This window comes from Xanthobacter variabilis, from assembly GCF_043831965.2.
Lineage (GTDB): Bacteria > Pseudomonadota > Alphaproteobacteria > Rhizobiales > Xanthobacteraceae > Xanthobacter.
Window position 1 is genome coordinate 966,078 of the sequence record NZ_CM195533.1, and the last position, 26,540, is coordinate 992,617.

Sequence of the window (26,540 nt, forward strand, 5' to 3'; positions counted from 1 at the left end):
GCTTCAGGCCTCCAAAGGCGCCAGGCTGTCGGTGGGGGCGCGGGAAGGGGCGACGCCCTCGCAACGCCCGGCGAGGCTGTTGGGCCCCACGTCGGTGATGGTGACGGTGATGATGTCGCCGATGCGGGCTGGCGGATCATTCACAACCACACTCTGGAGATAGGGCGAGCGGCCGATGAGCTGGCCCGCCTGCCGCCCGGGCTTCTCCAGCAGAATATCGAAGGTGCGGCCCGCGCACGCCGCGTCGAAGGCGGCCTTGGAGGCCTCCAGCTCCTTCTGGAGCACGGCGAGCCGCTCGCTCTTCACCTCTTCCGGCACCTGGGCGTCGCGGTCGGCGGCGGGGGTTCCGGGGCGGGGGCTGTATTTGAAGGAATAGGCGCTGGCGAAACCGATGCGCCGCACCAGTTCCATGGTGTCCTCGAAATCGGCATCGGTCTCGCCCGGGAAGCCGACGATGAAATCCGAGGACAAGGCCAGGTCCGGCCGCGCGGCGCGCATCTTCTCGATGATGGCGAAATAGTCCTCGCGCCCGTGCTTGCGGTTCATGGCCGCAAGAATGCGATCAGAGCCGGACTGCACCGGCAGGTGCAGATAGGGCATCAGCTGCGGCAGATCGCGATGGGCGGAAATCAACCCATCGTCCATGTCGCGCGGGTGAGAGGTGGTGTAGCGCAGGCGGGCGAGCCCATCGATGTGCGCCAGCCGCTCCAGCAGGCGGGCCAGCCCGTAGGTGGACCCGTCCTCCCCCTCGCCATGGAAGGCGTTGACGTTCTGGCCGATGAGGGTGATCTCGCGTACGCCCTGGTCCACCAGCCGGGCCGCCTCGTCGAGGATGCGGGCCACCGGGCGCGACATCTCGGCGCCGCGCGTATAGGGCACCACGCAGAAGGTGCAGAACTTGTCGCAGCCCTCCTGCACCGTCACGAACGCGGCCGGCCCGCGGGAGCGGGTGGCGGCCAGAGTGGGCGCGGGCAGGTGGTTGAACTTGTCCTCCACCGGGAATTCGGTGTCCACCATGCGCTTGCCGGTCTTGGCCTCGGCCAGGAGCTCGGGCAGGCGGTGGTAGCTTTGGGGGCCCACCACGAGGTCCACCACCGGCGCGCGGCGCATGATCTCGGCACCCTCGGCCTGGGCGACGCAGCCGGCCACCGCGATCATGGTGTCGCTGCCCGCCTCCTGCTTGGCTTTGCGCAGGCGGCCCAGCTCCGAATAGACCTTCTCTGCGGCCTTCTCGCGGATGTGGCAGGTGTTGAGGATGACGAGGTCGGCGTCGGCCGGGTCCTGGGTCTCCTCATAGCCTTCGCGCGCCAAAGTGTCCGCCATACGCTGCGAGTCGTAGACGTTCATCTGGCACCCGAAGGATTTCACATAAAGCTTGCGGGGCTTCTGCATTGTCGCGTGTTCTGCCGGGTCAAGTCATCGCACATGGGCGCGACGTGATCGTGACGCCGGATCGGTTCGCCCCCTGGTTGACGTTGGATGGAATGATCCTACCGGCAAACAGGGGGTTTGGGAACTGCGGACCTGAGGGGCGAGGGCGGTGATCAGCGCGCGATCACTCCTCGCCGGAAACGCCGGCTTCCGCGAAGGTGGCCATGCCGCGATGGCAGGCCACCGCTGCCTTCACCACGCCAATGGCTAGTGCCGCGCCGGAGCCTTCCCCGAGCCGCATGCCGAGATCGAGGATGGGCTTCAGGCCCAGCCGGTCCAGCACCGCACGGTGGGCCTTCTCCGCCGACACGTGGCCAGCCAGGCAGTGGTCGAGGGTGGTAGGGTCGATGGCGTGGAGCACGGCGGCGGCGGCGGTCACCACATAGCCGTCGAGGATCACCGGCACCTTCTCGTGCCGGGCCGCGAGAATGGCGCCCGCCATGGCCGCGATCTCGCGCCCGCCGAGCCGGCGCAGCAGTTCGAGCGGGTCCTTCAGGTGGTCCTTGTGCAGGGCCACCGCCTCGCGCACCACCTCGATCTTGCGGGCCAGCACCTCGCCGGTGGAGCCGGTGCCCGCGCCCACCCACTCCTCGGCCGTCCCGCCATAAAGACCATGGCAGATGGCGGCCGCGATGGTGGTGTTGCCGATGCCCATCTCGCCCAGGCACAGCAGGTCCGAGCCGCCGGCGATGGCCTCCATGCCGAATGCCATGGTGGCGGCGCAGGCCTTCTCGTCCAGCGCCGCCTCGCGGCTGATGTCGGGGGTGGGAAAATCAAGGGCGAGGTCAAAGACGCGCAAGCCGGCGTCGAACGTGGCGCAGATCTGGTTCACGGCGGCCTTGCCGGCGGTGAAGGTGTCCAGCATCTGCCGGGTCACCGCGCCCGGATAGGGCGACACGCCGCGATCGGCCACGCCGTGGGTGGCGGCAAACACCGCCACCATGGGCCGGTTGACCTGCGGCATGGAATTGCCCTGCCAGGTCGCCACATGGATGGCGATCTCCTCCAGCCGGCCCAGCGCGCCCGGCGGCTTCACCAGCTCGCCCTGGCGCTTCAGCGCCGCGCCGCGGGCCCCCTCGTCGGGGCCGGGCATGGTGGCGATGAGGGCGCGGATGTCGTCGAAGGGAAGGCCGGTCTCGGGAGGATACATGGAAGGGTCCAGGAGCAGCGCGCGGAAAAAAGCGGGGCGCGGAACCGCGCGAACATGCGCGCTCAATAAAGCCCCGCGCGCCACATCGCAAATGGCGCGCGGGGCGTTTCACGGGCGGGGAGCCGGAGCAGCCGGCTCCGGACCCCGCGTCAGGCCTCGCGAATGTCGTTGGCGGCGCGGGCCAGGATCTCAACGATGCGGGTTTCCGCCGAGCGGCTTTGCCCCAGCTTCTGCTGGGCCACGTCCCGCAGGTTCTCCACCGCCGCTTCCACCAGGCGGGGAAGCTCGGCGCCGCCATTGGGGCCGTTCTCGCTCCAGCCCATCCACTTGCGCACGCGGCTCATCTTCTCGCCGAGCTGGGACAGCCGGGCCAGGATGGCGTCGGCGAAGTCGCGGTTCTGGTCGAGATAGGCGGTGCCTTCCTCGGTGATGGAATAGAGCTTCTTGGCCCCGTCCGGCGTCGCGGTCACGTAGCCCGCCTCCTCCAGGAAGGTAAGAGTGGGATAAACCACGCCCGGGCTCGGGGAATACCAGCCGCCGGTCTTCTCCTCGATCACCTTGATGATCTCATAGCCGTGGCGCGGCTGCTCGGCGATGAGCGCGAGCGCCAGAACCTTCAGGTCGCCATGGGCGAGCATGCGGCCGATGCGGAACATATCGCCGCCTCCGCCGCCCCCACGCCCCCGGCCGCCGCGCGGCCCGCGCATCTCACCCCGGTCGCCCATGTCGGCGAAACGCGCTTCGGCAAAATGGTCCTCACCAAAGCGGCGGCCTTCTCGATGGGATCTGCATCCAAACATTTTTAGACTCCTAAGATGTATCTTCCGATATGATCTGAGCCGTTTGTATCTTTAGATATATCTCGCGTCAAGCGTTCACGACCCGCCCGCGCCCAAAATCCGGCGCCTGCCCACCAGCCTGAGCCGGATAATTTTGATTTTATTAAATAATCTCGCCCCGATTGCCCGACGCCAGCTGCCGGGCTCGGGCACACCCGCCGGTCGCAACAGCGCCGCGGCGGGGATGAAATTGCCGGCCGCCGCGCCTGGCGAGGCTGCTGCCAGGCGCAAAGGGGCGCCACGTGCCGCAGTTCGTGCTGACGGGGAGAGCGGGGGGCGAAGCATTGGGGGCGGGGCCGGGCAGCGCGTTGGCGGGCAACGCTTTGAACACCGGTGCTTCGCAGCCGGAAAGCCGTCCAGCCGCCTTCTCAAGCCCAAGGAGGAGTGAGGACGCGCCTCCGGCCAGCTATCATGTCTTGGGTGTGGCTCGCCTTCGGAGCACGACCGTGTCACCCGCGATCGAGGGACCGGCGCGAGATCGCGGAACGCATGCGTGTGCGCCATGCGCCGGTATCCGCGTTCGGCAGCGCTTGACGGACGGCGCATCTCGCCCGCACCTGCGGCGCGGATGAGATGCTGCAGCGTATTGATCTTATGTGCGTTTCTGGCGCGAACCGTGCCCACGCCACTCGCAAACACGCAGCGGCGGACGCGCCTCAGACGCAGGACGCGCGGAGAGAATGCGGGTGCCGCGCCGCGCCTATTGGGCCGGCGTTTCGTTCTGCTGCTTGGGCAGGAGCCAGGAGAGCAGGTTCGGCGCGGGCTTCTGGCTGTTGGGCAGGCGCGCGACCACCACGATCTTCTTCAACTCGCCACGGCGATAGGCGGCCAGCACCTTCTCGTGGTCCTTCACCGAGACGCAGCCGTTGGAATCCCCGCGCGGTCCCATCATGAAGGGGTGCACCAGGAAGCCGTCGCGGCCGTACATCTTGCCGCCACCCACCGGTGACATGCGCAGCGTTTCCACCCCGTGGAACAGGGCTTCACGCGGGCGCAGGGTATAGACGTTGGGCGGCGTGGGGCCGCGCATCTTCAGCGCAACCTGGCGAATGTCGTCCATGGCCTCGCCGTAGCCGGAATGGGCCTCCAGCTTCTCGCCATTGGGCATGTAGAGGATACGGCCCTCGATATCGTACAGCGCGAAGCCGCTGCCCGGCGTGGGCAGGGGCACCTCCTGGGCGGCCGAACTTGGCGCGGAGGGCGCCTGCGGCGCGGGCTCGGCCGGCCGGCTTGCCGGCGGCGGCGCCACTGACGGCACGTCTGTGGGCGTGAGGGATGCAAGCTGGCGGCGGCCCCGCAGCAGGGGATTGCCCAGGGGCAGCGGCACCGCGCGCGGCTCCACCTCCGGCAGGCGTCCGGCCATCAGCGGATTGCGCGAGGGCGTCGGCACACTCTCAATGATGATGGCGGCAATGCGCGCATCGCGGTCGGGATTGGAGCTCACCGCTCCGCCAGCCATCGCAAAGCCCTGCGGCGCCATGGCGAGGCGGGGGCTCAAGATCCAATAGGAATCCACCGCCAGCGAGCCCGATGCGGGCAGACGATCGGTCCGGCTCATGGTGTCGGCGGCGCTGGCGAGGTTGAAGCTGCGCGGCCCGGTGCTCAGGGTGGTTCCCGTTACCGGCGCGGGAATGCGGTCGAGACTCGGGGCCGGTCCGCTCGGGCCGAAGCCGGTCGTGGCCGCGATCGCCGCGGCGCCAACCACCGAAAAGCCCAGCAGACCCGCCGCCACGAAATGGGGCGCGCGCCACCGCCGGCGCGGTTCCGTATCGTCAAAATACGGGTCTGTTGTGTAGTCCGGTTCCGCCATGACCCTCGATGCTCGAAACGCTGCCTCGTTTTGCTGCCGGTCCCGGTCTTCCGGGTACCCGTCATTCATGCCGGGATGGTTCAGGTCAGCCGTCTCGAAGGCGGCCTCGCCGGAAGCCTCCGCAGATTGCGGTCCGTTGTTCTGACGCCAGCCCACGATCACCACACCCGATCCGCTCGGACGCCCGCCGAATCTCGTGATGCTCTTCCCTCGGGCCAGGGAAGGGCCGTGCGCCTGAAGTCCTGCCGCAATGCGGCGGGCCGCTTCGACGTTTCGACCGGAACCCTAGGCCGGTTTCGTAACCAATGTCTTTACGGGCACCGGAACAGATTGAAAAGGCAAGATTAAGGTGCGATGGCGGCGGTCCTTGGCCGGTCCCGCTTCCGGCGCTGGGAACCGGCTACCAGCCGTGCCGCGCGGCCTGTGGCATTGCACCATCTGGTTAACGTGACGCAAGGTCATCCCCGCACGCCTCCGCTGCCTTGAGGGCTGGCTCCGCTCCCAGGGCGAGTCATACACGCCCGCCTGTCGCCGAAAGCTGCCTTCAGCTTCACAACTGGGTGTGCGCGTGCGCCTCCACAAGGCGTTCTCCCCCGCGGTAACCGTCCCGGAAGCAGCAGGGCGCCGCGGGGAAGTGCGCGGCCATGCGGGTTTGCGGCATGGGCTTGGGCCCGTGCGGGCGGCCCATGCGTACTCTTGCCGCAGGGGGGGTGCGCAGCCATGCCGTGCCCCTTTTCACGCGCGAAGTATGACGAACACAACGATGCGTATTGCGCCGCACTGGCGCTATAAGGTCCCATCAGACGGCCCGAACTGGAACCGACCCCGCGATGTCCTCGACCCCCGAAGCCGCTTTCGACATCAGTGCCCGTGCCGCCGCGAGCCCCGCCGCTCCGGATCTCTCCGGCGCCTTTGCCCGCCTCGCGGACTATATGAACACCGCCATTCTGGGGCAGCCGGCATTCGTGGACCTGCTGCTGGTGGCGGTGCTGGCGGATGGGCACCTTCTGGTGGAAGGCGCGCCGGGCCTTGCCAAGACCAAGGCCATCAAGGCCCTGTCGAAGGCCATCGACTGCGACGAGCAGCGCATCCAGTTCACGCCGGACCTTCTGCCCTCCGACCTCACCGGCACCGACATCTTCCGGCCGGAGGATGGCTCCTTCCGCTTCCAGCCGGGCCCGGTGTTTCACAACTTCATCCTGGCGGACGAGATCAACCGCGCCCCCGCCAAGGTGCAGGCGGCGCTGCTGGAGGCCATGGCCGAGCGGCAGGTGACCGTGGGCGGCGTCACCTATGCCCTGCCCAAGCTGTTCCTGGTGATGGCCACCCAGAACCCCATCGAGCAGGAGGGCACCTATCCCCTGCCCGAGGCGCAGCTCGACCGGTTCCTGCTGCATGTGAAGATCGACTATCCGAACCTGGAGGCCGAGCGGCGCATCCTGCGCCTGGTGCGCGGGGAGGCGAATGGAGAGACGGTGGGCTTCGGCGAGCCGCTCTCCCAAAGCACCATCTTCGCCGCCCGGCGCGCCGCGCTCTCCACCTATATGTCGGACGCGGTGGAGGAATATCTGCTGCAGTTCGTGTTCGCCACCCGCAACCCCACCCTCTATGGCGACGATCTGGAGGGCTTGGTTTCGTTCGGCGCCAGCCCGCGCGGCTCCATCGCCCTCGACCGCTGCGCCCGCGCCTATGCCTGGCTGCGCGGCCGGGACTTCGTGACGCCCGAGGATGTGCAGGCGGTGGCCAAGCCGGTGCTGCGGCACCGGGTGCTGATGACCTTCGAGGCCGAGGCGGACGGCATGGGCACCGACGATTTCCTGGATGCCCTGATCGCCCGCGTCCCCGTGAGCTGACCTTCGAGAGTTGACTGCCGTCCCATGCCGCAGAGCCCCGCCACACCCGCGACCGATCCCCTTTATGGCCTCGTCGCCAGCCTGGAAGAGCTGGTGGCGGCGCGGCCCGCCGATGGGGTGGGGGGCTTCGCGCCCGGCGGTAAGGTACGTACGCACCAGTTCGGCGGGCACCGCTCCTCTTTCCGCGGGCGCGGCATGGAGTTCGACGAGGTGCGCGCCTACCAGCCCGGCGACGACATCCGCACCATCGACTGGCGGGTGACCGCCCGCACCGGCAAGGCTCACACCAAACTGTTCCAGGAGGAGCGCGAGCGGCCGGTGCTGTTGCTGGTGGATGCGCGGCGCTCCATGCGCTTCGGCACCCGCGACTGCTTCAAGTCGGTGCTGGCGGCGCGGGTGGCGGCGGTGCTCACCTGGGTGGCCATCACCGGTGGCGACCGGGTGGGCGGCGTGGTGCTGACCCCGTTCGAGATCGCCGCTTTCCGGCCCGAACGCAGCCGCCGGCGCATCCTGCATTTCGTGAAGGCAGTGGCGGCGGCCACCGCCGATGGCCTCGGCGCCGAGGGGGAGGAGCCGGAACCTAGCCTGACCGAGGCCCTGGCGCGCCTGCGCAGCGCCGCCCGGCCCGGCACGCTGGTGTTCCTCGCCAGCGATTTCGCGGATTTCGACATGGCCGCGGCGCGGGAGCTGAACCGCCTTTCCCACGCCAGCCAGGTCACGGCCATCTTCACCTACGACCCCTTGGAAGCGCGCCTGCCGCCGCGCGGCAGCTACCGCATCAGCGATGGCGAGGATGTCGCGCGGCTCGACACCGGGCGCGGCGATCTTGTCGCCAGCTATGCCGAGCGGTTCGCGGCGCGGCGGGCGCGCATCGAGCTGTTCGCCCGCCAGCACGGCATGGCCTTCGTGCCGTTGCAGACGGGCCAGGATGCCTCCGACATCCTGCATCCCGAGCGGATTGGCAAGGGGCGGGCTTCGCGGGGCGATGGGGGCGGCACTTCGGGGCGCAAGGCGCACCGGGCGGTGGCCTGATGGCGCAGGATCTCGTTCTGCCGCAGCACGCGCCGGTCACTCTCGATCCGGCGGCGGACCCGCTGGCCACCCTGCGCGACATCCATTTGCCCCACGCCGTGGCCTTCTGGCCGCCGGCGCCGGGCTGGTTCGCTCTGGCCGGCCTGGTGGTGGCCCTGCTGCTGGTCGGCCTGTTCCTCGAATGGCGGCGGCGGCAGACCCTGGCCTATCGCGCCTTGCAGGAATTCAAGGCCACCGCGGGCAGCGGCGACACCCGTGCCGTTGGGGCCGCTGCCGCGATCCTGGTGCGTCGGGTGCTACTGAGCCGGGATCCCCACGCCGCCGCCGCCGCCTTCACCGGCGAGGCCTTCGCGCGTTTCATGGCGGCCGGGCCCAAGGGGATGCCGCCGGAGATCGGCCGTTTCCTGGCCATGGCGCCCTATCTGCCGCCCGGCGCGCCGGAGGCAGATGATGTGGACCGGCGGGCCCTGGTCTCCGCGGTGCGGCGCTGGATCCGGAGCCACGCATGATCACTTTCCAATGGCTCTGGGCGTTTGCCTTCCTGCCGCTGCCCCTGGTCGCCTGGCTGCTGCTGCCGGCCGCCCCCACCCCCAAGGCGGGGGCGCTGAAGGTGCCCTTCTTCCACGAGCTGGAGGATGAGGGGCTGATCGGCGGCCGGGGCCGCCACGGGCGCCTGTGGCGGGTGCTGTCGCTGGCGCTGATCTGGCTGTTGCTGGTGACGGCGGCGGCCCGGCCCACTTATGTGGGCCCGCCCATCGCCGTGCCCGTGGAGGGGCGTGATCTGATGCTGGCGGTGGACCTCTCCGGCTCCATGGCGCGGCAGGATTTCGCCGTGAGCGGCATCCCCATGGACCGCCTGTCGGTGGTGAAGGCGGTGGCCGACGACTTCATTGCCCGCCGCAAGGGCGACCGGGTGGGGCTCATCCTGTTCGGCACGCGGGCCTATGTGCAGGCGCCGCTCACCTTTGACCGCAACGTGGTGCGCGAGCTGCTGGCGGCCTCCAGCATCGGCATGACCGGGCAGGAGACCGCCATCGGCGACGCCATCGGCCTCGCCATCAAGACCCTGCGCAACCGGCCGGACGATCAGCGGGTGCTGATTTTGCTCACCGACGGCGCGAACACCTCGGGCATGCTGGACCCCATCCAGGCGGCTGAGCTGGCGCGGCGGGAGCATGTGAAGATCTACACCATCGGCGTGGGCGCCGACCCGCGCACCATGAATCCCTGGATGCTCAACACGCCCAGCGATCTCGACGAGGACGCCCTGCGCAAGATCGCCACAATTACCGGCGGCCGCTATTTCCGCGCCCGCGACGTGCAGGGCCTCGCCGGCATCTATGCCGACATCGACCGGCTGGAACCGGTGGCGGGTGATCCGCTCTACCTCAACGCCACCCAGGCCCTGTTCCAGTGGCCGCTCGGCGCGGCGTTGCTGCTCTCCCTTCTCACCGGCGCGGCGCTGCTGCTGCCGGCCCGCCCCGCCCGCGCCCCGAAGGCGGTGGCGGAGGAGGCGCGGCCATGAGCGGCATCGCGGCCTTGGGCGATTTCCATTTCCTGCGCCCGCTGTGGCTGCTGGCGCTGCTGCCGGCGGCGGTGCTCGCGCTCATGGGCTGGCGCGCGCTGCGGGCGGGTCGCGACGATTGGCGCGGGCTGGTGGATGCCCACCTTCTGCGCCACCTGGCGGTGCGGGGCGAGAGCGGCGGCCAGCGCGGGCCGCTGCTGCTGTTGCTGGCCGGCTGGGTGCTGGCGAGCCTCGCCATGGCCGGTCCCACCTGGCAGCGTCTGCCGACCCCGGCCCTCGGCCGGCTCGACCCCACGGTGATGGTGCTCAATCTCGGCCGCTCCATGGATGCCACGGACCAGGCGCCGAGCCGTCTCACCGCCGCCCGCCACAAGATGGACGACGTGCTCGGCCGGATGCGCGGCGGGCAGGTGGGGCTCATCGTCTATGCCGATGTCCCATTCGTCGCGGCGCCGCTCACCGAGGACGGGCGCATCATCGCCCAGATGCTGCCCGAGCTTGCCACCGACCTGATGCCGGTGGCCGCCAACCGGCCGGACCTCGCCATTCACAAGGCGATGGAGCTGCTGCAGGGGGCGGGCGCGCGGGAAGGCCGCATCGTGCTCGTCACCGATGGCCTGGGGGATGATCCCGACAAGACGCTGGCTGCTGCCGAGGCGGCCGCGAAGGCGGGCTACCGGCTGAGCGTGATCGGCGTCGGCACCGTCACGGGCGCGGCGCTCAAGGGGCCGGACGGCGAGGTGGTGCGCGGCGCCGGCGGTGCCCCCGTGCTCACCCGCATGGACAAGGCCCGCCTGACCCAGCTGGCCGCCGAGGGCCATGGCGCCTTCACGCCGCTGAGCGTGGACGGACGCGACCTCGACGCGGTGCTCGCCTCCGCCATCGACCCGCGCGGCCGCAACCCGGTGCAGGACAGCGGCATGACGGCGGACCAGTGGGCGGACATGGGTCCCTATCTCCTGGTTCTCCTGCTGGTGGTGGCACCGCTGGCCTTCCGGCGCGGCCTCATCCTGGCACTGCTCGGCGCGGTGCTCGCCGCGTCGCACGAGACGGCGCGGGCACAGGATTTCGACCCGCCGCCCTCGGCCGCGGCCCCCGCTTCCGCCCCCGCCGAGAGACCCGCCTTGGCCCCGGCCGGCGACACGCGGTGGGCCGACCTGTGGCGGCGTCCGGACCAGCAGGGCGCGGACGCCTATGCCGCCGGCGATTATGCGGGCGCGGCGACGCGCTTCGAGGATCCGCAATGGAAGGCGAGTGCCCTCTATAAGGCCGGCCGGTACGAGGATGCCGCGTCCGCTTATGGCGGGGTGCCGGGCGGCGACTATAATCGCGGCAATGCGCTGGCCCGCGCCGGCAAGCTGGAGGACGCCATCTCCGCCTATGACGCGGCGCTGAAGGCCGATCCCGCCGACAAGGACGCCCTCTTCAATCGCGATCTGGTGCAGCAGATTCTCAAGCGCCAGAAGGACGAGCAGAAGAAGAACCAATCCGGTGGCGGCGCCGGACAGGGTGGCGGCGGCCAGGGCGGGGGCCAGCAGAACGACCAGAAGTCATCCGGCAAGGGCCAATCCGGTGGCAAGGGCGACAACACGTCCGAGCAGAAGCCGGATTCCGGCAAACAGAACGACGCCAACAAGCAGAACGACGCGAAGCCGAAGGACGGCAACAAGGATCAGGCCAAGCCCGATCAGGGCAAGCAGGACCCGAAGAAACAGGATTCCGGCAAGCAGGAGCAGAACAAGCCGGACGACGGCAAGGGCCAGGGCGAAAAGCCCAATGCCCCCAAGCCCGAATCCAAGCCGGACAGCGGCCAGGATGGCAAGGCGCCCAAGCCCGCGGATCCGTCGCAGGGCGCGCCCAAGCCGCAGCCGCCGGCCGCCCCTCCGCGCCAGCCTTCGGCGCCTGCCCGCCCGGAGCCGCCGAAGGACGAGGGCGCCAATGCGCCCCAGGGCCCTGGCCATCAGCCGGCTGCGCCCAAGCCCGAGCCGGCCCGGCCGGTGGGGCCGGGCTCCGGTGAAGAAGCCGGCAAGGATGATGAGAAGGGGCAGCCCGCCACGGCGCTTCGGCCCATGAGCGAGCAGGATCAGAACAGCGAGCAGGCGCTGCGCATGGTGCCGGACGATCCGGCCGGACTGCTGCGCGCCCGCATCAGGGCCTATTATGGCGGCAATGGCGCAGCGGTGCAGGATGAAGACAATTAGCCGCCTCTCTTTCCTCCTGGCGCTGGCCCTGTGCCTCGCGGGGCCGGCCGAGGCCGCGAGCGTGACGGCCGCGCCGGACCGCTTCGTGGTGCCGGCGGGGGAGACTTTCGATTTCGTGGTGAGCCTGACCGACGGCGAAAGCTGGCAACCGCCGGACGTGAGCGCGCTCACCCGTGATTTCGATATTGTGGACCGGCGCCGCGCCAGCCATGCGGAGATGGTGGACGGCAAGCCCGTGCATGTGGACCAGTGGGTGATGACGCTGCTGCCCAAGCGCACCGGCACCCTCACCCTGCCGTCGCTCGCGGTGGGGGGAATGACCACACCCGCCGCCCAGGTGCAGGTGGTGCCGGCTGCCGCATCCGACCCGGCGGAGACCAGCGAGGAGCCGCTGTTCGTGCGCCTCGAGGCCGCCCGCACCCCCGCCTTCGTGCAGAGTGACGTGCCGGTCACCATTCGTATCTATGACGCCCTGGGCATGCGCGGCGGCGCCATGGAGAAGCCGGTGTCCGACAGCGCCACCTTCACCGCCGAGGGCGGGCAGCGCAGCTATGTGAAGACCATCGGCAAGCGCCGCTACCGGGTCATCGAGCAAAGCTATCTGATGCGGCCGCAGAAGAGCGGCGTCATCACCATTCCCCCGGTCGCGCTCAATGCGGTGGTGCCGGGCTTCAAGGGCAGTTCGGCGGCGTCGGATCTGGCGAACGTCCTGGGGCGTGGCGGCATGTCGGGCCTCGACCGGCTGGGGGAACGCACCCTCACGGTGCAGTCGCAGCCGGTGTCCATCACCGTGCAGCCGCGGCCGGCGGGGGTCACGGGGTGGTTCCTGCCCGCGCGCGGCGTGACCCTTTCCCAGGAATGGTCGATGCCGGTGGATCAGATCAAGGTGGGTGACACGGTGACCCGCACCATCACCGTCGCGGCCAAGGGCGCGAGCCCGAACCAGCTGCCGCCCCTGGAGGCGGCGCCGGTGGAGGGCCTGCGCCAATATGCGGAGGACAGCCGCTCGGACGCCACCCTCATCGATGGCGCATCGGCGGCGGTGCTCACCAAGAGCTTCGCGGTGGTGCCCACGCAGCCGGGACCGGTGACGCTGCCCGCCATCGAGGTGCCGTGGTGGAATCTGGCCACCAATCGAGAGGAAAAGGCTGTATTGCCGGCAGTGACGCTGAATGTGCGCCCCGGCGCCGAGCCGCTGCTGCCCGCAACCCCCACGCCGGCACCCATGGCGACGACCGCGCCGACGCCTCTGGAGGATGCGGCGCGCGAGAGCGTGGGTAGCGGCGATCTGCTCTCCCTGCTGCGGGAGAACCGGCTTGCGGTCAGCCTGGCGGCCGCCCTGGCGGCCGGCGCGGTGGTGACCGGGCTATGGCTGCGCGGCCGGCGGCGCAGCGCGAACACGACTGAGATGAATCCGACAATGGGCGCGGGCCCCGGGCGCCGGCGCCGCGGCCCGTTGCGCCGGGAGGGGCCCGACCGAGAACAGGCCATGGCGAGCCTGGTTTCCGCCTGCCGGAAAGGCGAGGCGCTGGCCGCGCACGAAGCCTATGGCGCGCTGGTGCGGCTGGGCGCCTTCGCTCCGCCGCCGCCGGATCTCGCCGAGGCGGCGGACGCGCTGGCGCGCCATCTCTATCGGGGCGAAGGTCGCTCGTGGAATGGCCGGGCGCTGCTGGCCGCTGTACGCCGGGCAGAGCGGCGTCATGCCCGCGCCAGCCGACCGGCTCGGGGCGCGCGGTTGGCACCCCTCTATCCGCGCTGAGGCGCTGGACCGGATCTTGCTTTGTCTCTCTCCATTGCCGACGCGCGTCACGGGCATTTGCGCGTCCTGCCCTGGAGATTGCCATGCCGCTCGACCTCAACACCGAATGGACCGACGCTGATCTGGCGGGCCTCATCGCCTCCGTCGTGGATGACCGCGACTGGCGCCTGGAGGTGAGCGCCGCTGGCCTCGCCGCCCTCGCCGACAAGACCGCCAACCCCACGGGTGCGGACTATGACGAGGGCCTGCACTGCTATTTCGAGACCTGGATGGCCGGCACGGATTTCGTCGGTCCCTCGGCGGCCGGCGACAGAACGCTGATCGGCAAGCTGGCAACGGCCCTGCGCGCCAACTATCCGACGCTGAAGGCCGACAAGTTCGTCTATGTGGATCTGTGATGTCGCGGTGCAACCCATGGGGTTGCGCGGTGCAGTATGATATTTTTAATTGTATTTCCACCCTGAACACGCTCCCATCACCGCGCAACTGAAGGTTGGCCGTGATGGGAGGGCTGCCATGGACGCGGGGGCGTTATCGGAGTTTCGCGACAAGCTGACCGAGTTCGCCAAGCGGGCGGTCGCGGCTGCGCCGCGCTGCCAGAACGAGGAATCCACCAAGATGTTTCTGGTGGTGCCCATGATTTCGTTCCTGGGCTACGACCATATGGACCCGAATGAGGTCTTCCCCGAGCACCATTGCGACTTCTCGGAGAAGTACAGGAACCGGGTGGATTTCGCGATCTTCAAGGGCGGCGAGCCGGTGATCGCCATCGAGACCAAGCCCGCAAACGCGCCGAGCCTGCGGGATGATCGCGGCCAGCTGCGCAGCTATTTCAATGCCGCGCGCACGGTGAAGATGGGCATTCTCACCGATGGGCTGGTGTGGGAATTCTACGCCGATTCCGACGAGCCCAACATGATGGACGCCAACCCCTTCCTGCGCTTCGACCTGAAGGATGTGGCGCGCGGAAAGGTGGATGATTCGGCGCTGGAGGGGCTGAACAGCCTGGGCAAGGCGGTTTTCGACCCCGACAATATCGGTGCCGAGGCCAAGCGCAAACACATCTACAATTCGGTGCTGACGCAGGTGGCCGCCATCTTCGCCGACCCGCCGGAGGAATTCTCCCGCCCCCTGCTGAAGAAGGCCGGCATCGGCCACATCTCCCAGAAGGCGCTGGAGGAATACCGGCCTGTGATCCAGGGGGCGCTGCGCGAATTCATCAGCCGGCAGATCCTGCATCGGCTCGATTTGCCGAAACCGGCCGCTGCCGCCGCCGCGGTCCAGGATGTGCCCACGGCGCCACCTGCGCCCGAGGCTATCGTGACCACGGAGCGGGAGCTCGCGGTGTTCAACTGGACCCTGCAGCGCCTTGCCTTCCTGGTGCGCGAGGATGCGTTGTTCGCGGAGATCGACGCGGTGGAATATCGCGACTACCAGGGCAAGTTCGTGGTGTTCTACAAGATGGAGCGCAAGGGGCGGCTGTTCGAGTTCGTCGAATCGAAGACCAATCCCGGCTACCGCTTCATCTTTCCCGAAGAGAGCGGGCTCGTTCCCGGCGATGTCACGGTGCAGGGCCTCGCCGAGATCGACGGGCCGCTGCTCGCCATCTTCAAGGCGCGGGTGGGGGCCATCGGCAAGGGGGCCGAGCCGGCGGTGGAACGCTCCGCCCGAAAGGCGGAACAGGCGCCCGTGGGTTCGGGCGCCTGAGAGTAGCCGTCAGTCGAGCTCCATCTCCGGCACATCGTCGGGGATGATAAGCTTGGCCGAGGTGGCGGCGAGAATCTGCTCCACCGACACGCCGGGCCCGCGCTCCAGCAGCACGAGGCCGTCGTCGGTGGGCTTGATGACCGCCATCTCCGTCACCACCAGCGTCACGCGCCGGGCGGCGGTGAGGGGCAGGGTGCATTCGGGCACGATCTTGGGATCGCCCTTGGCCGCATGCACCATGGCGACGATCACCGATTTCGCGCCGGCCACGAGATCCATGGCGCCGCCCATGCCGGGCACCTTCTGGCCGGGCACCATCCAGTTGGCGAGGTAGCCGCGCTCGTCCACCTGCAGGCCGCCCAGCACGGTGAGGTCCAGATGGCCGCCGCGGATGAGGCCGAAGCTCATGGCGCTGTCGATGGAGGCCGCGCCCGGCACGGCGGAGACGAAGCCGCCGCCGGCATCGGTGAGATAGGGGTCTTCCATGCCTTCCGGCGGGTGGGCGCCGAGCCCGATCACGCCGTTTTCCGCCTGGAAGAACACGTCCGAGCCCGGCGACAGGAAGTTGGCGACCAGGCTCGGCAGGCCGATGCCCAGATTCACCAGCATGCCGGGCTTCAGCTCCTGCGCGACGCGGGCGGCGATGATGGATTTGGGGTTCCACTCGGTGGCGGCAGCGCCGGCCGGAGCATGGATCTTATCGTGCATCACGCAGCCCTCGCCAGAAGATGGTCCACCAGCACACCGGGGGTGCGCACCTCGTCGGGCGGGATGACGCCCACGGGCACGATCACGTCCGGCTCGGCGATCACGGTCTTGCCGGCGAGCGCCATGATGGGATTGAAGTTCTGCGCGGTGAGCGAATATTCGAGATTGCCCACATAGTCCGCCTGGCGCGCGCCGATGAGCGCGAAGTCGGCATGAATGGGCTTTTCCAGCAAATAGCGCTTGCCGTCCACCTCGATCACCGGCTTGCCCTCTTCCACGGAGGTGCCGAGGCCGGTGGGGGTGAGCACGCCGCCCAGGCCCATGCCGGCGGCGCGGATGCGCTCTACCAGCGTGCCCTGGGGCACCAGCTCCACCGTGACTTCGCCGGAGATCATCTTCTGCTGGATCTCGGGGTTGAGGCCAATATGGGACATGATGGCGTGCTTCACCGCGCCCGCATGCACCAGCCGGCCGATGCCCTTGGTGGGCAGGCCGGCATCATTGGCGATGATGGTCAGGTCGCGCGCGCCGCGTTCCACCAGCGCCTCGATCAGGCGCAGCGGGCTGCCAACGGCCATGAAGCCGCCGATCATCAGGCTTGCCCCATCGGGGATGAGCGCTGCGGCGGCCTCAGCTTTGATGGCCTTCTTCATGGAGTTTCCTCGTCTCTCGCCGAACCTTGGAAAGGTCGCGGCGTCATCCAGCAATGGTTATTCGGCCGCCTGCGCATGCTGCCGGGCCAGCAGGCTCTTGCAGGCGCGGGCGATCACCAGCTCTTCGTTGGTGGGAATCACCATGATGCGGGCACGGCTGAACTCGGTGGAGATCACGCGGGCGCCCACGTCGTTCTGGTCGTGGTCGAGCTCAAGGCCGATCCAGCTCATGCCCTCGCAGATGCGGCGGCGGATCTTGCGGGAATTCTCGCCGATGCCGCCGCAGAAGATGAGCGCGTCGAGCCCGCCCAGAGCGGCGGCCAGACCGCCGAGCTCGCGGCGGATGCGGAACACGAAATAGTCGATGGCCTCATGGGCCTCCGGAACGTCAGCCGCTTCCAGGGTGCGCATGTCGTTGGAGATGCCCGACATGCCGAGCAGGCCGCTCTTGTAGTAGAAGAGGTCGCGGACCTCATCGATGGTCTTCCCCTCCTGCTGCACCATGTAGAAGATCACGCCGGGGTCGATCTGGCCGCAGCGCGTGCCCATGGGCAGGCCGTCGAGGGCGGTGAAGCCCATGGTGGACGCCACCGAGCGCCCGCCCAGGATGGCGCACATGGAGGCGCCATTGCCCAGGTGCGCCACCACCACGCGCCCGTCATGCAGCAGTGGGGCGATGCGCTGCAACTCACCGGTGATGTATTCGTAGGAGAGGCCGTGGAAGCCGTAGCGGCGCACGCCCTTGTCGTAATATTCGCGCGGCAGGGCGAAGGTATCGTTCACCTTGGGGTGGGCGCGGTGAAAGGCGGTGTCGAAGCATGCCACCTGCAGCGCCTCGGGGAAGGCGGCCTTGGCGGCCTCGACCCCGGCCAGATTGTGCGGCTGGTGGATGGGCGCGAAGGGCGAAAGCTCGCGCATCTCCTGCATCACCGCATCGGTGATCACCACCGGGGCGGAGAAATGCGGGCCGCCATGCACCACGCGGTGGCCCACGACGCAGGCCCGCGCTTCCGGATACTGGGCCCGCAGCACGCCCAGGGCGGTGGCGAGCGCGCTCGTGTGGTCGGATGCCTCGGAGGCGGAAAGCTCGCGGGACATGGCCGGCGTGGCCGGCGAGAGGGTGGCCTTCAGCTTCGGCTTGCCGCCGATGCTGTCCACCTGGCCGACCGCCATCAGGGTCGGTTCCGCGGTGCCTTCCGCGATGTCGTAAAGGCTGAACTTCAGCGAGGAAGAGCCGGCGTTCAGCGTCAGCGCGACGGGACGCGTCATGGTCACGCTCCCTCTTTCTCGGCCGCCATACGGGCCTGATGGACCACCGCCACCGCGCAGGAGGCGAGGCGGGCCTTCTCGCCATCGGCGCGGGAGGTGAGGATGATCGGCACCTTGGCGCCCATGACCAGGCCGGCGGCCTCGGCGTGGGAAATGAAGGTGAGCTGCTTGGCCAGCATGTTGCCGGCGTCCAGGTCGGGCACCACCAGCACCTCGGCGCTGCCCGCCACCGGCGAGCGGATGCCCTTGATGCGGGCGGCGGTGATGTCCACGGCATTGTCCATGGCCAGCGGCCCGTCCACAAGCCCGCCGGTGATCTGGCCGCGCTCGGCCATCTTGGAGAGCAAGGCGGCATCCACCGAGGAGGCGATGGCCGGGTTCACCGTCTCCACCGCCGAAAGCACGCCCACCTTGGGCGTCTCGATGCCCAGCGAGATGGCAAGGTCGATGGCGTTCTGGCAGATGTCCACCTTGGTGAGCAAATCGGGCGCGATGTTGATCGCGGCGTCGGTCACCAGCAGCGGGTGGGAGAGCCCGGGCACGTCCATGACGAAGATGTGGGTGAAGCGCCGGCCGATGCGCAGGCCCCGCTCCTTGCGCAGGGCCGCCTTCAGCAGCTCGTCGGTGTGCAGGTGGCCCTTCATGAGGGCCTGGGCGCGGCCGTCCACCACCACGTCCACCGCGGTGTTGGCGGCAGCGGCGTTCTCCGGCATGTCGATGATCTCGATGCCGTCGAGGCTCAGGCCCAGGGTCTTGGCGGCCGCCTCCATCTTGCGGGCGCTGCCCACCAGGATGGGGGTGATGAGCTTTTCGCGCATGGCCAGAAGGGCGCCGCCGAGGGAGGCAGGCTCTTCCGGCGCCACCACGGCCACCGACAAGGGCGGCAGGGTTTCGGCCCGCTCCAGCAGGGCGTCGAAGTGGCGATGGCGCTGCACGATGAGGCCGGGCAGCTCCTGTTCCTCATAGGTGAACTTGGCGCGCGGCGCCTCGACCACCGCTTCGCCTTCCAGCAGCAGGGCGTCGTCGCTCACGCGCCGGACCTCGGTGGAGAGGCGCACGGAGCCGTCCAGCGCCTTGTCGAGCACGGTCACCTTGGCATTCAGCTCGTCGCCGGCGGAGGCGCGGGCGTGGAAGCGGAACATCTGGGTGCGATAGAGCGTGCCGGGACCAGGCAGCACATTGCCGAGCACCGCGGAAATCAGCGAGCCCACCCACATGGAGGGGGCCACCACCACGTCTTCCTTGCCGTCGTGGTCGATGTCCTGGTTCGGCAAGTGCATCGGGTTGTGGTTGCCGGAGACGTTGGCAAAGACGATCAGGTCGTCAGTGGTGCAGGAGCGGCGCAGCTCGGCGCTATCGCCCGGCTTGAGCTCGTCAAAGGTCTTGTTTTCGCGCATCATGCGGTGGAACCTTACCTTGGAGTTGTCCGGGAGGGAATCCAGCTTCCCATGCCTGGCGCGGGTGTACCCACGAAAACGGATGAGGCGAATGCGCGCGGGCGGCGCCTTTAGCCGATGATGCTGTAGCCGCCGTCGATGAGGTGAACGCCGCCGGTCACGTTGGCGGCCTCGCGGCTGGCGAGGAAGGCGGCGTAGGCGCCCACGTCCTCGATGGTGGCCAGAAGGTGGGTCGGGGCGCGCTCGGCGGCCAGCTCCAGCAGTTCGTCGAACTCGGCGATGCCCGAGGCGGCCCGGGTCTTCAGCGGCCCGGGCGAGAGGGCGTGCACGGAGATGCGCTTCTCGCCCAGCTCGGCGGCCGCGTACCGCACCGAGGCCTCAAGGGCCGCCTTCACGGGACCCATGATGTTGTAATTCTCGACCACCTTCTCGGAACCGTAGAAGGAGACGGTCATGCAGGTGCCGCCGGCGGGCATCAGCGGTTCGGCCCGCCGCACCATGCGCAGGAAGGAGTGCACCGACACATCCATGGCCATGGCGAAGCCCTGACGGGAAGAATCCACCACCCGCCCGTGCAGGTCCTCCCGCGGGCAGAAGGCGATGGAGTGCAGAACCGTGTCCAGCCGGCCCCATTTTTCGGCGATGGTCGCGTAGACCTGATCCATCTGCGCGTCGTCGGTCACGTCCAGGGGCAGAATCAGCTCAGCGCCGAGGGATTCGGCCAGCGGGCGCACATGCGGCTCGGCCTTCGGGTTGAGATAGGTGATGGCGAGGTCCGCACCCTGCTCGCGGAAAGCCTTGGCGCAGCCCCAGGCGATGGATTGATCATTCGCCACGCCCACGACGAGAGCCTTTTGACCCGCCAGTGAAAACATGAGAGCACCTCTCCCCAATCGCTGTGCGCCAGCCGAACGCCTAGAGCAAATCCACTGCAAATCGATGACGGCGCTGCAGCATACTCAATTACGGAATTGTGCGTAGCACAAAATTCGCGAAAGCTTGAACGTCGGCGGATTGCTCATGGCGCGCGAAGAAGAAGCGCGCGCGGCATGGGGATATGTCCATGGCCACACTCGCGCCGCCAGCCGGCAGCCCGGGGCGCGCCGAAAGCTTGTCGCGGCCCGCCACCTCGATTAAAAAAACGAGCGCTCGCTCAGAAAACAAGACGGCGGGCGGGTGGTGATGTCAGGGAGGCGGTCATGGGGTTTCAGGTATCGCTGGATCAGCGCGTGGTTTTGGTCACCGGTGCCTCGCAGGGGCTGGGCGCCTTTTTTGCCGGGGAGCTGGCGAAGGCGGGGGCCCGGGTGGCGCTGGGTGCCCGCAACCTGGAGGCGTGTGGCGCGCTCGCCGCTCGGATCGCGCAGGCCGGCGGCACCGCCCTGCCGGTGGCGCTCGACGTGACCGATCCGCGCTCGGTGGAAGCGGGCATGGAGGCGGTGGTCGCGTCCTTCGGGCGGCTGGACGTGCTGGTCAACAATGCCGGCGTCACCGCCACCGTTCCGCTGCTCGACATGAGCGAGGAGAGTTGGGATCGCATTGTCGACACCAATCTCAAGGGCGCCTTCCTCACCGCTCAGGCGGCGGCCCGGCACATGAAAGGGCAGGGGGAGGGTGTCATCGTGAATGTGGCTTCCATTCTCGGCCACCGGGTGGCGGGGCAGGTGGCCGCCTACGCGGCATCGAAGGCGGGGCTGGTGCAGCTTACCCGCTCCATGGCGCTGGAATGGGCGCGCTTCGGCATCCGCGCCAATGCGCTCTGCCCCGGCTATGTGGAAACGGACATCAACCGCGACTTCTTCGCCACCGAGGCCGGCCAGGCCTTGGTGAAGCGCATTCCCAGCCGGCGGCTGGGCCGGCTTGAGGATCTGTCCGGGCCGCTGCTGTTCCTCTGCTCGGAGGCGGCCGCCTACATGAACGGCACCTCGCTGGTGGTGGACGGCGGTCACCTCGTCTCCTCCCTGTAGCGTCTCCCGGGAGGGGCGCCCGCATTTCCGCATGCTCTGGCGCTGCCTGCGGTGCGCGGGAGGAGCGGGCCGAGGGGTCATGAAAGCGCTCGAGTGGGTGTGGTCCCGTTCCGGCGGCCCGGTGCGCGGCGCCCTGCGCCGTCGGGCTTCCCGAGGCACTGGCGCGGCCGGGAGTGTGGCGCCGGTCGTCCGGTAGGGGTGAAAGTGGGGTTGAGTTATCCCCAGGCGGATTTTCCGGTTTGTCCATTTTTCGAATGAAAGGGGTTGCCAGCCCCCGGGTGGTTTGTTACACGGACCACCTCTTCCGGGGCAACTCGGAACGGGCGCATAGCTCAGTTGGTAGAGCAGCTGACTCTTAATCAGCGGGTCCAAGGTTCGAGCCCTTGTGCGCCCACCACTCTCTCCCCGAGAGCCGGTGGAATTCCCCAAGATAAACTCCGCATGGCGGGCTGCGTTCAGGCGCAAGCCGGTCGGTTGCGGGCGTGAGCGGTCAATCCCGCTCTGGTCTCCGGGACCGTACCGTCCGCGCGACGGGGCTGACCCTCGTTTCGTGCCCCTGGGCATGCTCCGAATGATTGATTCAACGCGTCTTCTTCATGCGAGCTGGCTTCCATCTCGCGTCAGCACGCCCCGAAATCGGTCGTCCTCCTGCGGTCATGCTGCAGGCGGCCGTGGGGCGTGCCCCCGGCTCGTAAGCGCGGAGGCGGTGGTGACGGGCTCGTGGCCCGTGTTCCTCCGAAAGCCATGGCGGATGCGGGGGCCTCTCAGCGCTTGATGCCGCTGACCACGTTCCGGCTCGGCCGCGCACCCTGCGCCCGGCTTTTGAGAACGCAAGTGGTGAGGCCCCTGTAGTAAGAGAACATGCGGCAGAGGGGGTCCCGCTTACAGGCGCCGACGCAGGCTGGCAGGGAGATGCTGTCCAGCGTGTTGTAGTCGGCGCCGCGATCCGTATCGTTGGAATATTCCAGTCCCACGTCGATCCGCCGAAAGATGGGAGGGTTGGGCGTGGGTTGGGTGTCGTTCTGAACGCGCGGCTTTTCAACACGCGCTGTCAGCAGGGGCACGGCGGCGAGGGCTCCGGAATTCACTTTGCCGTTTGGCATCCGCGTGGTGGCAGTGGACCAGAGGGTGCAGGCGCGGTTGGTGATCTCGAAAGAGTAGGCCGTACAGCGCTGGGTCGCATCGCATCGCAGCTGGCAGGTGTCGGTGCTGTCGGCCGCACCGCGTGAGAGCGGGCTCCCCGCGAGGATCATGTTGGGATAGGGCACGTACTGGCGCCGGGCGCGCAGCTGCTCCAGGCGCCCGGCCACCTGCCGGGCACAGGCCAGATCGCCGTGGCGGACGATGAAGTCCTGCAGCACGTTGGCGTCGGTGGCCGCCAGGGCCTGCCGGCAGGCGAGATCGTTCTTCAAGTCCTGCAAGCGCTGGCGCACGGAAGCCGCGCCGTCCTCCAGCTGGAAGCAGGCGAGATAGCGTTCGCACGCGGCCGGGTCGTTGGAGGAGAGGGCCTTCGCGCGCCACGCGCTCTCGTTTGCGGCGGAACAGGTCTGCGCCCCGGCCGGGAGGGCCATGGTGGCGAGCAGCAACAGCGCCGCCAGCAGCAGCCGTGTGGTGGGAAAGCGCATCACGGCTCCCTCCCGAACCGGTTGAGCAAATCCTGGCGGCTGAAGGTCTGGTTCCCGCGTGCGACGTCCGCGGCGATGGACCCGCCGAGCAGGGCGGCATCTGCGATCCTCTCGAAGCCGCGCTGCTTCAGCGCGCCGGACGTGGCCCGCGCCTGGTCGGTAATGGTCTGTGGCAAGAAGAGGTTGGCCGCCAGGACGATGGTGTCGGCCGCGAACGGCACGAGGCCGTACATCCTGTGCGCGTCCTGTTCATTCTCGTCGGCGAGCCCCTTGGCCTGGCTGGTATTGCCGCGCCTGAGCAGGTCCTGGCGCAGCCCCTCGCGGTGGTCGATCCGCCGTTTCAGCTCGCGAATGTCCTGAATGGTGGCGCCGAGGTTGGTGAGGAGGGCGCCCAGCAGCTGCTTTTGCTGCTCGCGGTCGCCAGCGGCCTGGCTGCGAACCGCCCGCTCCACCGAGGCGAGTGCGTTCAGCATCTGGAGGTCGGAGACGGATTCGCGCACCTTGGCGATGATGGCGAGGGGCGCGTCACCGCCCGGGGTCCGGCTTTCGCCCTGTCGCAACCATTCACGTTGCAGCGCGTCGCTGGCACGGGCGGGCACGGCTGGGCCCGCCAGGACGAGCCGGAAGCCGGTGTTGGGCAGGCGGCGCTCATCGCCGCTCTCGGGGTCGAACAGGGTGTCCTCCTCCCGTCCGGACGAGGAGGCGAAGGCCGGGTCGTGCTGGAACGAGCCACCCTTGAGAATGACGCCGCCGGCGAGGCCGTGCAGCCGTCCGGCCCGGTTGAGCCGGAACGGCTCGAACATCATCTCCGCCAGATTGCCATAGATGTCATAGAGCTTGAGGGGATTGGGGTCGCGGGTGCCGATGGGGTTGACGTCCGTCGCGCTCATGGGGTCGTTGACCCAGGCATAGTTGACGAGTGGCCCCTGCATGGGGAAGCGCTCGGCCTGGAAATCGGCCACCGAGACCGCGAGGCCGCCCCGCGCCGCGAATTCCCATTCCGTCTCCGTGGGCAGCCGTGCGAAGGCCTTCGGCGTGCCGGTCTCGCGGCTCAGCTGCTCGTTGGCGTTGCGGATGAGGTGGGAGGTGAGGCGCCGGGCGAAATTCTCCGCGTCATACCAACTCACCCGCGCGGCCGGCATGATGTCGTCGTCAGGCGCGCGGGCGCAGCCCTCGGTCATGAGCGATCTGTACTGGGCCAGTGTCACCTCATACTTGCCGATGAGGTAGAAGCGGCGGCGCCCCTGCTGGAAATTACCGGCGACGAAGTCGTTGCGCAGATAATTGAGATAGGCCGCCTCGCGGGCCGGGGAACCGAGGCGGATGGGCGTGTCGGCCAAAACATCGTTTGCCCCGCCCGCGCCTTCGCTGGTCACCACCTGCCGGAACACGATCTTCTGGTCGCAGGGCAGAGGGAAGATGACGTCGCCCGCCGCCGGCCTCGGGTTCCATCCATCGTCCGCCGCCGCCGGCTGCGCTGCGAGGAGGCCGAGGGCGAGCAGGACCCATGGGCCGATAGGCAGGCGATGCCGTGGGCACGGCGTGGCGCGGCGGGATGAGGTCATGCGAGGGACTCCGCCAGGGCCTCGGAGGGCACGATCGACCGGATCTGAAAGGTCTGGGTGAGCGCCACCAGCAGCGCGGTGATGAGCGAGGCTGCGGCCACGATCGCGAGCGATACCGGCTCCAAGCGGCAGATGTCGCCGCTGGTGCCCTCGATGCGGTAGAAATGGTTCAGCGCGAAGGAGGCGGCGCCGGCGAACAGCAGCGCGCCGGCGATCCCGGCGGCGGTCACCGCGACCGCCTGCACCAGCGGAAAGGCGAGCAGCGCGCGCCCCGGCATCCCCATCAGCCGCAGCAGGGCGAGGGAGGGGCGCGCCTGGCGCACCGTGGCCTGGATCATCGCCCAGAGGGACACGAGATAGCCCACGATGCCGCTCACGCAAACGATGGCGAATACGCCGGTCATGATGGCCTCGAGGTTCCGCACCCAGGCGATGTTCTCGGCGGCGCTGCCGGTCCGGAAGCCGCGCTGGGCGATGCGCCGCTCCAGGGGGGCGACGGCGTCGAGGTCGCGCGCATAAAGGCGCAGGCTGTCAAAGGTGCGGGGCGCGGTTGCGGACGCCTGGCCCTCGTCCAGGCCGTCCGAGAAGCGCGCCATGGTGACGAGCCGCCCCTCGCTGACGAGCGCCCGGCTGCCGCCCAGCGCGGCCCGGGGCAGGACTGCGGCCACCCGCATGTCCATGGCGAGCTCATGGGCGCTGTCATCGCGGTAGATGGCGGCCTGGATCATGTCCCCCACCTTGGCCCCGAGCTTCTCCGCGAGCGGTTCGGACAGGGCGATGTCGTTGTCGCCGAGGGGCGGGGCGCCGGCGGGCAGCAGCGGCTCGCCCGCGGCGGAGGGCAGCCAGTCGGCGTCCACATATTCCCGGCTCTGGGGCGAGCGGCGCATCTCGGCCGAGGCGACGATGCTGCGCGGGGCGCCGGCGGCGAAGCCGGTTTCCGGCCATGCGCGAATGGCGGCGAGCTCGGCTTCCGAGATCGTCCGGTAGCCGCTGACGCTCACCGCCAGAATGGAGGGGTCTGCCCGCAGCTTGTCGAGCAGGCCCTCGATCACCCCCAGCTTCAGCCCATAGAGCACCAGCAGGGGCGTGAGGACGGCCGCCAGGGTGACGGCCCCCAGGACATTGGTGAGGATCGAGTGGTGCAGGGCCCGGATGGCCAGTGCGAGCGCGCGGATCATGGCTGCTCCTCCAGGGCCTGCGGCAGGGAGGGGCGCGGGCCGGCGTCTTCGTCCGCGCCACGGATGAGGGTGCGCGAGGTGCTGCCCGTTCCGGAGCCCTCCATCCTTAGCAGGCGCAGCCCGAAGCGCTCCACGTAGGTGGTGTCATGGGTGATGATGAGCACCGCCGCCGCTGCCGCGCGCGCATAGTCCACGAGCAGGCGCAGGACAGTGTCCGCCGTGGTTTCATCCAAGGCACTGGTGGGCTCGTCGGCAAACACCAGAGGTGGCCGGTGGGCCAGCGCGCGGGCGATGCAGACCCGCTGGCGTTGTCCGCCCGACAGCTTGGACGGATAGCTTTTCGCGAGGCTGGAGATCTGCAGCCGTTCCATGAGGCGGCCGACCTCCTCGCTGTCGCGGGTGCCGGCGATGTCCTGCGACACGCGGATGTTCTCGGCCGCGGTGAGGAAGGGCAGCAGGCGGCTGGTCTGCGCGATGTAGCCGAACAGGCGTCCGCGCAGGGCGGCGATGGCCGCCCGCCGTCGGGCGGCCATCAGTGCGGAAACATCGATGTCGCGGCCGCCGTCGCGCACCCGCATGCGCGCGGTTTCGACGCCCTCGGGGGGCGCTGCCAGGGAGAGCATTTCCAGCGCAGTGGTCTTGCCGATGCCGGTGGGCCCGCACAGCGCATAGGCGATGCCCGGATCCAGGCGAATGTCGCTGAGCACGATATGTGTCGCGCGCTCGCGGTCGGACAGGCGGCGCCGCGCCCATTCCACGCTGAGCAGCGGCGCGGAGGCTGGCAGGAGCGCAGAGGGGGCGGTCATCGCGGGATGCTCACGGCAGCAGGGAGATGGCAAGCGGGGAGGTGGCAAGCGGGGAGGTGGCAAGCGTG

Annotated in this window: 21 protein-coding genes, 1 tRNA gene and 1 pseudogene; 10 read left to right on the plus strand and 13 right to left on the minus strand. The window is 68.9% G+C overall.

The window, feature by feature from the left end:
* Nucleotides 1–3: 3 nt before the first annotated feature.
* The 4 genes from miaB to V5F26_RS04235 form a co-directional block, all read right to left on the minus strand.
* The gene (gene miaB / locus V5F26_RS04220; RefSeq protein WP_394947845.1) at nt 4–1,392 is read right to left on the minus strand and encodes a tRNA (N6-isopentenyl adenosine(37)-C2)-methylthiotransferase MiaB; all 1,389 of its coding nucleotides are present in this window, start codon (nt 1,390–1,392) and stop codon (nt 4–6) included.
* Between the two features lie 163 nt (nt 1,393–1,555).
* Nucleotides 1,556–2,581, minus strand: a complete 1,026-nt coding sequence (cobT, locus tag V5F26_RS04225; protein WP_234052800.1) for a nicotinate-nucleotide--dimethylbenzimidazole phosphoribosyltransferase — start codon at nt 2,579–2,581, stop codon at nt 1,556–1,558.
* A gap of 149 nt (nt 2,582–2,730) precedes the next feature.
* The gene (locus V5F26_RS04230; protein ID WP_370640751.1) at nt 2,731–3,237 is read right to left on the minus strand and encodes a PadR family transcriptional regulator; all 507 of its coding nucleotides are present in this window, start codon (nt 3,235–3,237) and stop codon (nt 2,731–2,733) included.
* An 883-nt stretch (nt 3,238–4,120) separates the two neighbouring features.
* The gene (locus V5F26_RS04235) at nt 4,121–5,230 is read right to left on the minus strand and encodes a DUF2778 domain-containing protein (protein ID WP_394947844.1); all 1,110 of its coding nucleotides are present in this window, start codon (nt 5,228–5,230) and stop codon (nt 4,121–4,123) included.
* A gap of 932 nt (nt 5,231–6,162) precedes the next feature.
* Here V5F26_RS04235 and V5F26_RS04240 point away from each other — a divergent pair.
* From V5F26_RS04240 to V5F26_RS04275, 8 genes and pseudogenes are all read left to right on the plus strand, one after another.
* Nucleotides 6,163–7,083, plus strand: coding sequence for an AAA family ATPase (locus V5F26_RS04240; RefSeq protein ID WP_234052877.1), 921 nt, complete (start codon nt 6,163–6,165; stop codon nt 7,081–7,083).
* 24 nt (nt 7,084–7,107) lie between these two features.
* Complete coding sequence (locus tag V5F26_RS04245) at nt 7,108–8,115, plus strand: DUF58 domain-containing protein (RefSeq protein ID WP_394947843.1); 1,008 nt, start codon at nt 7,108–7,110, stop codon at nt 8,113–8,115.
* Nucleotides 8,115–8,624: a DUF4381 domain-containing protein gene (locus V5F26_RS04250; RefSeq protein ID WP_394947842.1), complete on the plus strand. Its 510-nt coding sequence runs from the start codon at nt 8,115–8,117 to the stop codon at nt 8,622–8,624. Before V5F26_RS04245 ends, V5F26_RS04250 begins: the two co-directional genes overlap by 1 nt.
* Nucleotides 8,621–9,640, plus strand: a complete 1,020-nt coding sequence (locus V5F26_RS04255; RefSeq protein WP_394947841.1) for a vWA domain-containing protein — start codon at nt 8,621–8,623, stop codon at nt 9,638–9,640. The genes V5F26_RS04250 and V5F26_RS04255 overlap by 4 nt, the downstream gene beginning before the upstream one ends.
* The gene (locus V5F26_RS04260) at nt 9,637–11,841 is read left to right on the plus strand and encodes a VWA domain-containing protein (RefSeq protein ID WP_394947840.1); all 2,205 of its coding nucleotides are present in this window, start codon (nt 9,637–9,639) and stop codon (nt 11,839–11,841) included. Before V5F26_RS04255 ends, V5F26_RS04260 begins: the two co-directional genes overlap by 4 nt.
* On the plus strand, nt 11,828–13,600 hold the full coding sequence (locus tag V5F26_RS04265) for a BatD family protein (protein WP_394947839.1): 1,773 nt from the start codon (nt 11,828–11,830) through the stop codon (nt 13,598–13,600). The genes V5F26_RS04260 and V5F26_RS04265 overlap by 14 nt, the downstream gene beginning before the upstream one ends.
* An 83-nt stretch (nt 13,601–13,683) precedes the next feature.
* A complete protein-coding gene (locus V5F26_RS04270) occupies nt 13,684–13,998 on the plus strand; it encodes a hypothetical protein (protein WP_394947838.1) in 315 nt (104 codons plus the stop codon).
* Nucleotides 13,999–14,263: 265 nt separating this feature from the next.
* Nucleotides 14,264–14,503, plus strand: a pseudogene (locus V5F26_RS04275) (type I restriction endonuclease); the annotation flags it as partial.
* Nucleotides 14,504–15,316: 813 nt separating this feature from the next.
* On the opposite strand, the gene V5F26_RS04280 reads toward V5F26_RS04275, so the two are convergent.
* From V5F26_RS04280 to fabI, 5 genes are all read right to left on the minus strand, one after another.
* On the minus strand, nt 15,317–16,015 hold the full coding sequence (locus V5F26_RS04280; protein WP_394947836.1) for a 3-oxoacid CoA-transferase subunit B: 699 nt from the start codon (nt 16,013–16,015) through the stop codon (nt 15,317–15,319).
* Complete coding sequence (locus V5F26_RS04285; RefSeq protein WP_234052791.1) at nt 16,015–16,668, minus strand: CoA transferase subunit A; 654 nt, start codon at nt 16,666–16,668, stop codon at nt 16,015–16,017. Before V5F26_RS04285 ends, V5F26_RS04280 begins: the two co-directional genes overlap by 1 nt.
* Before the next feature lie 57 nt (nt 16,669–16,725).
* On the minus strand, nt 16,726–17,937 hold the full coding sequence (locus tag V5F26_RS04290; protein WP_394947835.1) for an acetate/propionate family kinase: 1,212 nt from the start codon (nt 17,935–17,937) through the stop codon (nt 16,726–16,728).
* Between the two features lie 2 nt (nt 17,938–17,939).
* On the minus strand, nt 17,940–19,337 hold the full coding sequence (locus V5F26_RS04295) for a bifunctional enoyl-CoA hydratase/phosphate acetyltransferase (protein WP_394058315.1): 1,398 nt from the start codon (nt 19,335–19,337) through the stop codon (nt 17,940–17,942).
* A 107-nt stretch (nt 19,338–19,444) separates the two neighbouring features.
* Nucleotides 19,445–20,209: an enoyl-ACP reductase FabI gene (fabI, locus tag V5F26_RS04300; RefSeq protein ID WP_234052789.1), complete on the minus strand. Its 765-nt coding sequence runs from the start codon at nt 20,207–20,209 to the stop codon at nt 19,445–19,447.
* A gap of 324 nt (nt 20,210–20,533) precedes the next feature.
* Here fabI and V5F26_RS04305 point away from each other — a divergent pair, with 324 nt between their 5' ends.
* Complete coding sequence (locus V5F26_RS04305) at nt 20,534–21,298, plus strand: SDR family NAD(P)-dependent oxidoreductase (RefSeq protein WP_394947834.1); 765 nt, start codon at nt 20,534–20,536, stop codon at nt 21,296–21,298.
* Nucleotides 21,299–21,619: 321 nt separating this feature from the next.
* Nucleotides 21,620–21,695 (plus strand) — tRNA-Lys (locus tag V5F26_RS04310).
* Between the two features lie 367 nt (nt 21,696–22,062).
* Here V5F26_RS04310 and V5F26_RS04315 read toward each other — a convergent pair.
* From V5F26_RS04315 to V5F26_RS04330, 4 genes are read right to left on the minus strand one after another with little or no spacing between them, the layout of a single operon-like run.
* Nucleotides 22,063–22,923: a PAN domain-containing protein gene (locus V5F26_RS04315; protein ID WP_394947833.1), complete on the minus strand. Its 861-nt coding sequence runs from the start codon at nt 22,921–22,923 to the stop codon at nt 22,063–22,065.
* Nucleotides 22,923–24,488 carry a formylglycine-generating enzyme family protein gene (locus tag V5F26_RS04320; protein ID WP_394947832.1) on the minus strand — a complete coding sequence of 522 codons (1,566 nt, stop codon included), beginning with the start codon at nt 24,486–24,488 and terminating at the stop codon, nt 22,923–22,925. Before V5F26_RS04320 ends, V5F26_RS04315 begins: the two co-directional genes overlap by 1 nt.
* A complete protein-coding gene (locus V5F26_RS04325; RefSeq protein ID WP_394947831.1) occupies nt 24,485–25,666 on the minus strand; it encodes an ABC transporter permease family protein in 1,182 nt (393 codons plus the stop codon). Before V5F26_RS04325 ends, V5F26_RS04320 begins: the two co-directional genes overlap by 4 nt.
* Nucleotides 25,663–26,472, minus strand: coding sequence for an ATP-binding cassette domain-containing protein (locus V5F26_RS04330; RefSeq protein WP_394947830.1), 810 nt, complete (start codon nt 26,470–26,472; stop codon nt 25,663–25,665). The genes V5F26_RS04325 and V5F26_RS04330 overlap by 4 nt, the downstream gene beginning before the upstream one ends.
* Nucleotides 26,473–26,540: the final 68 nt, after the last annotated feature.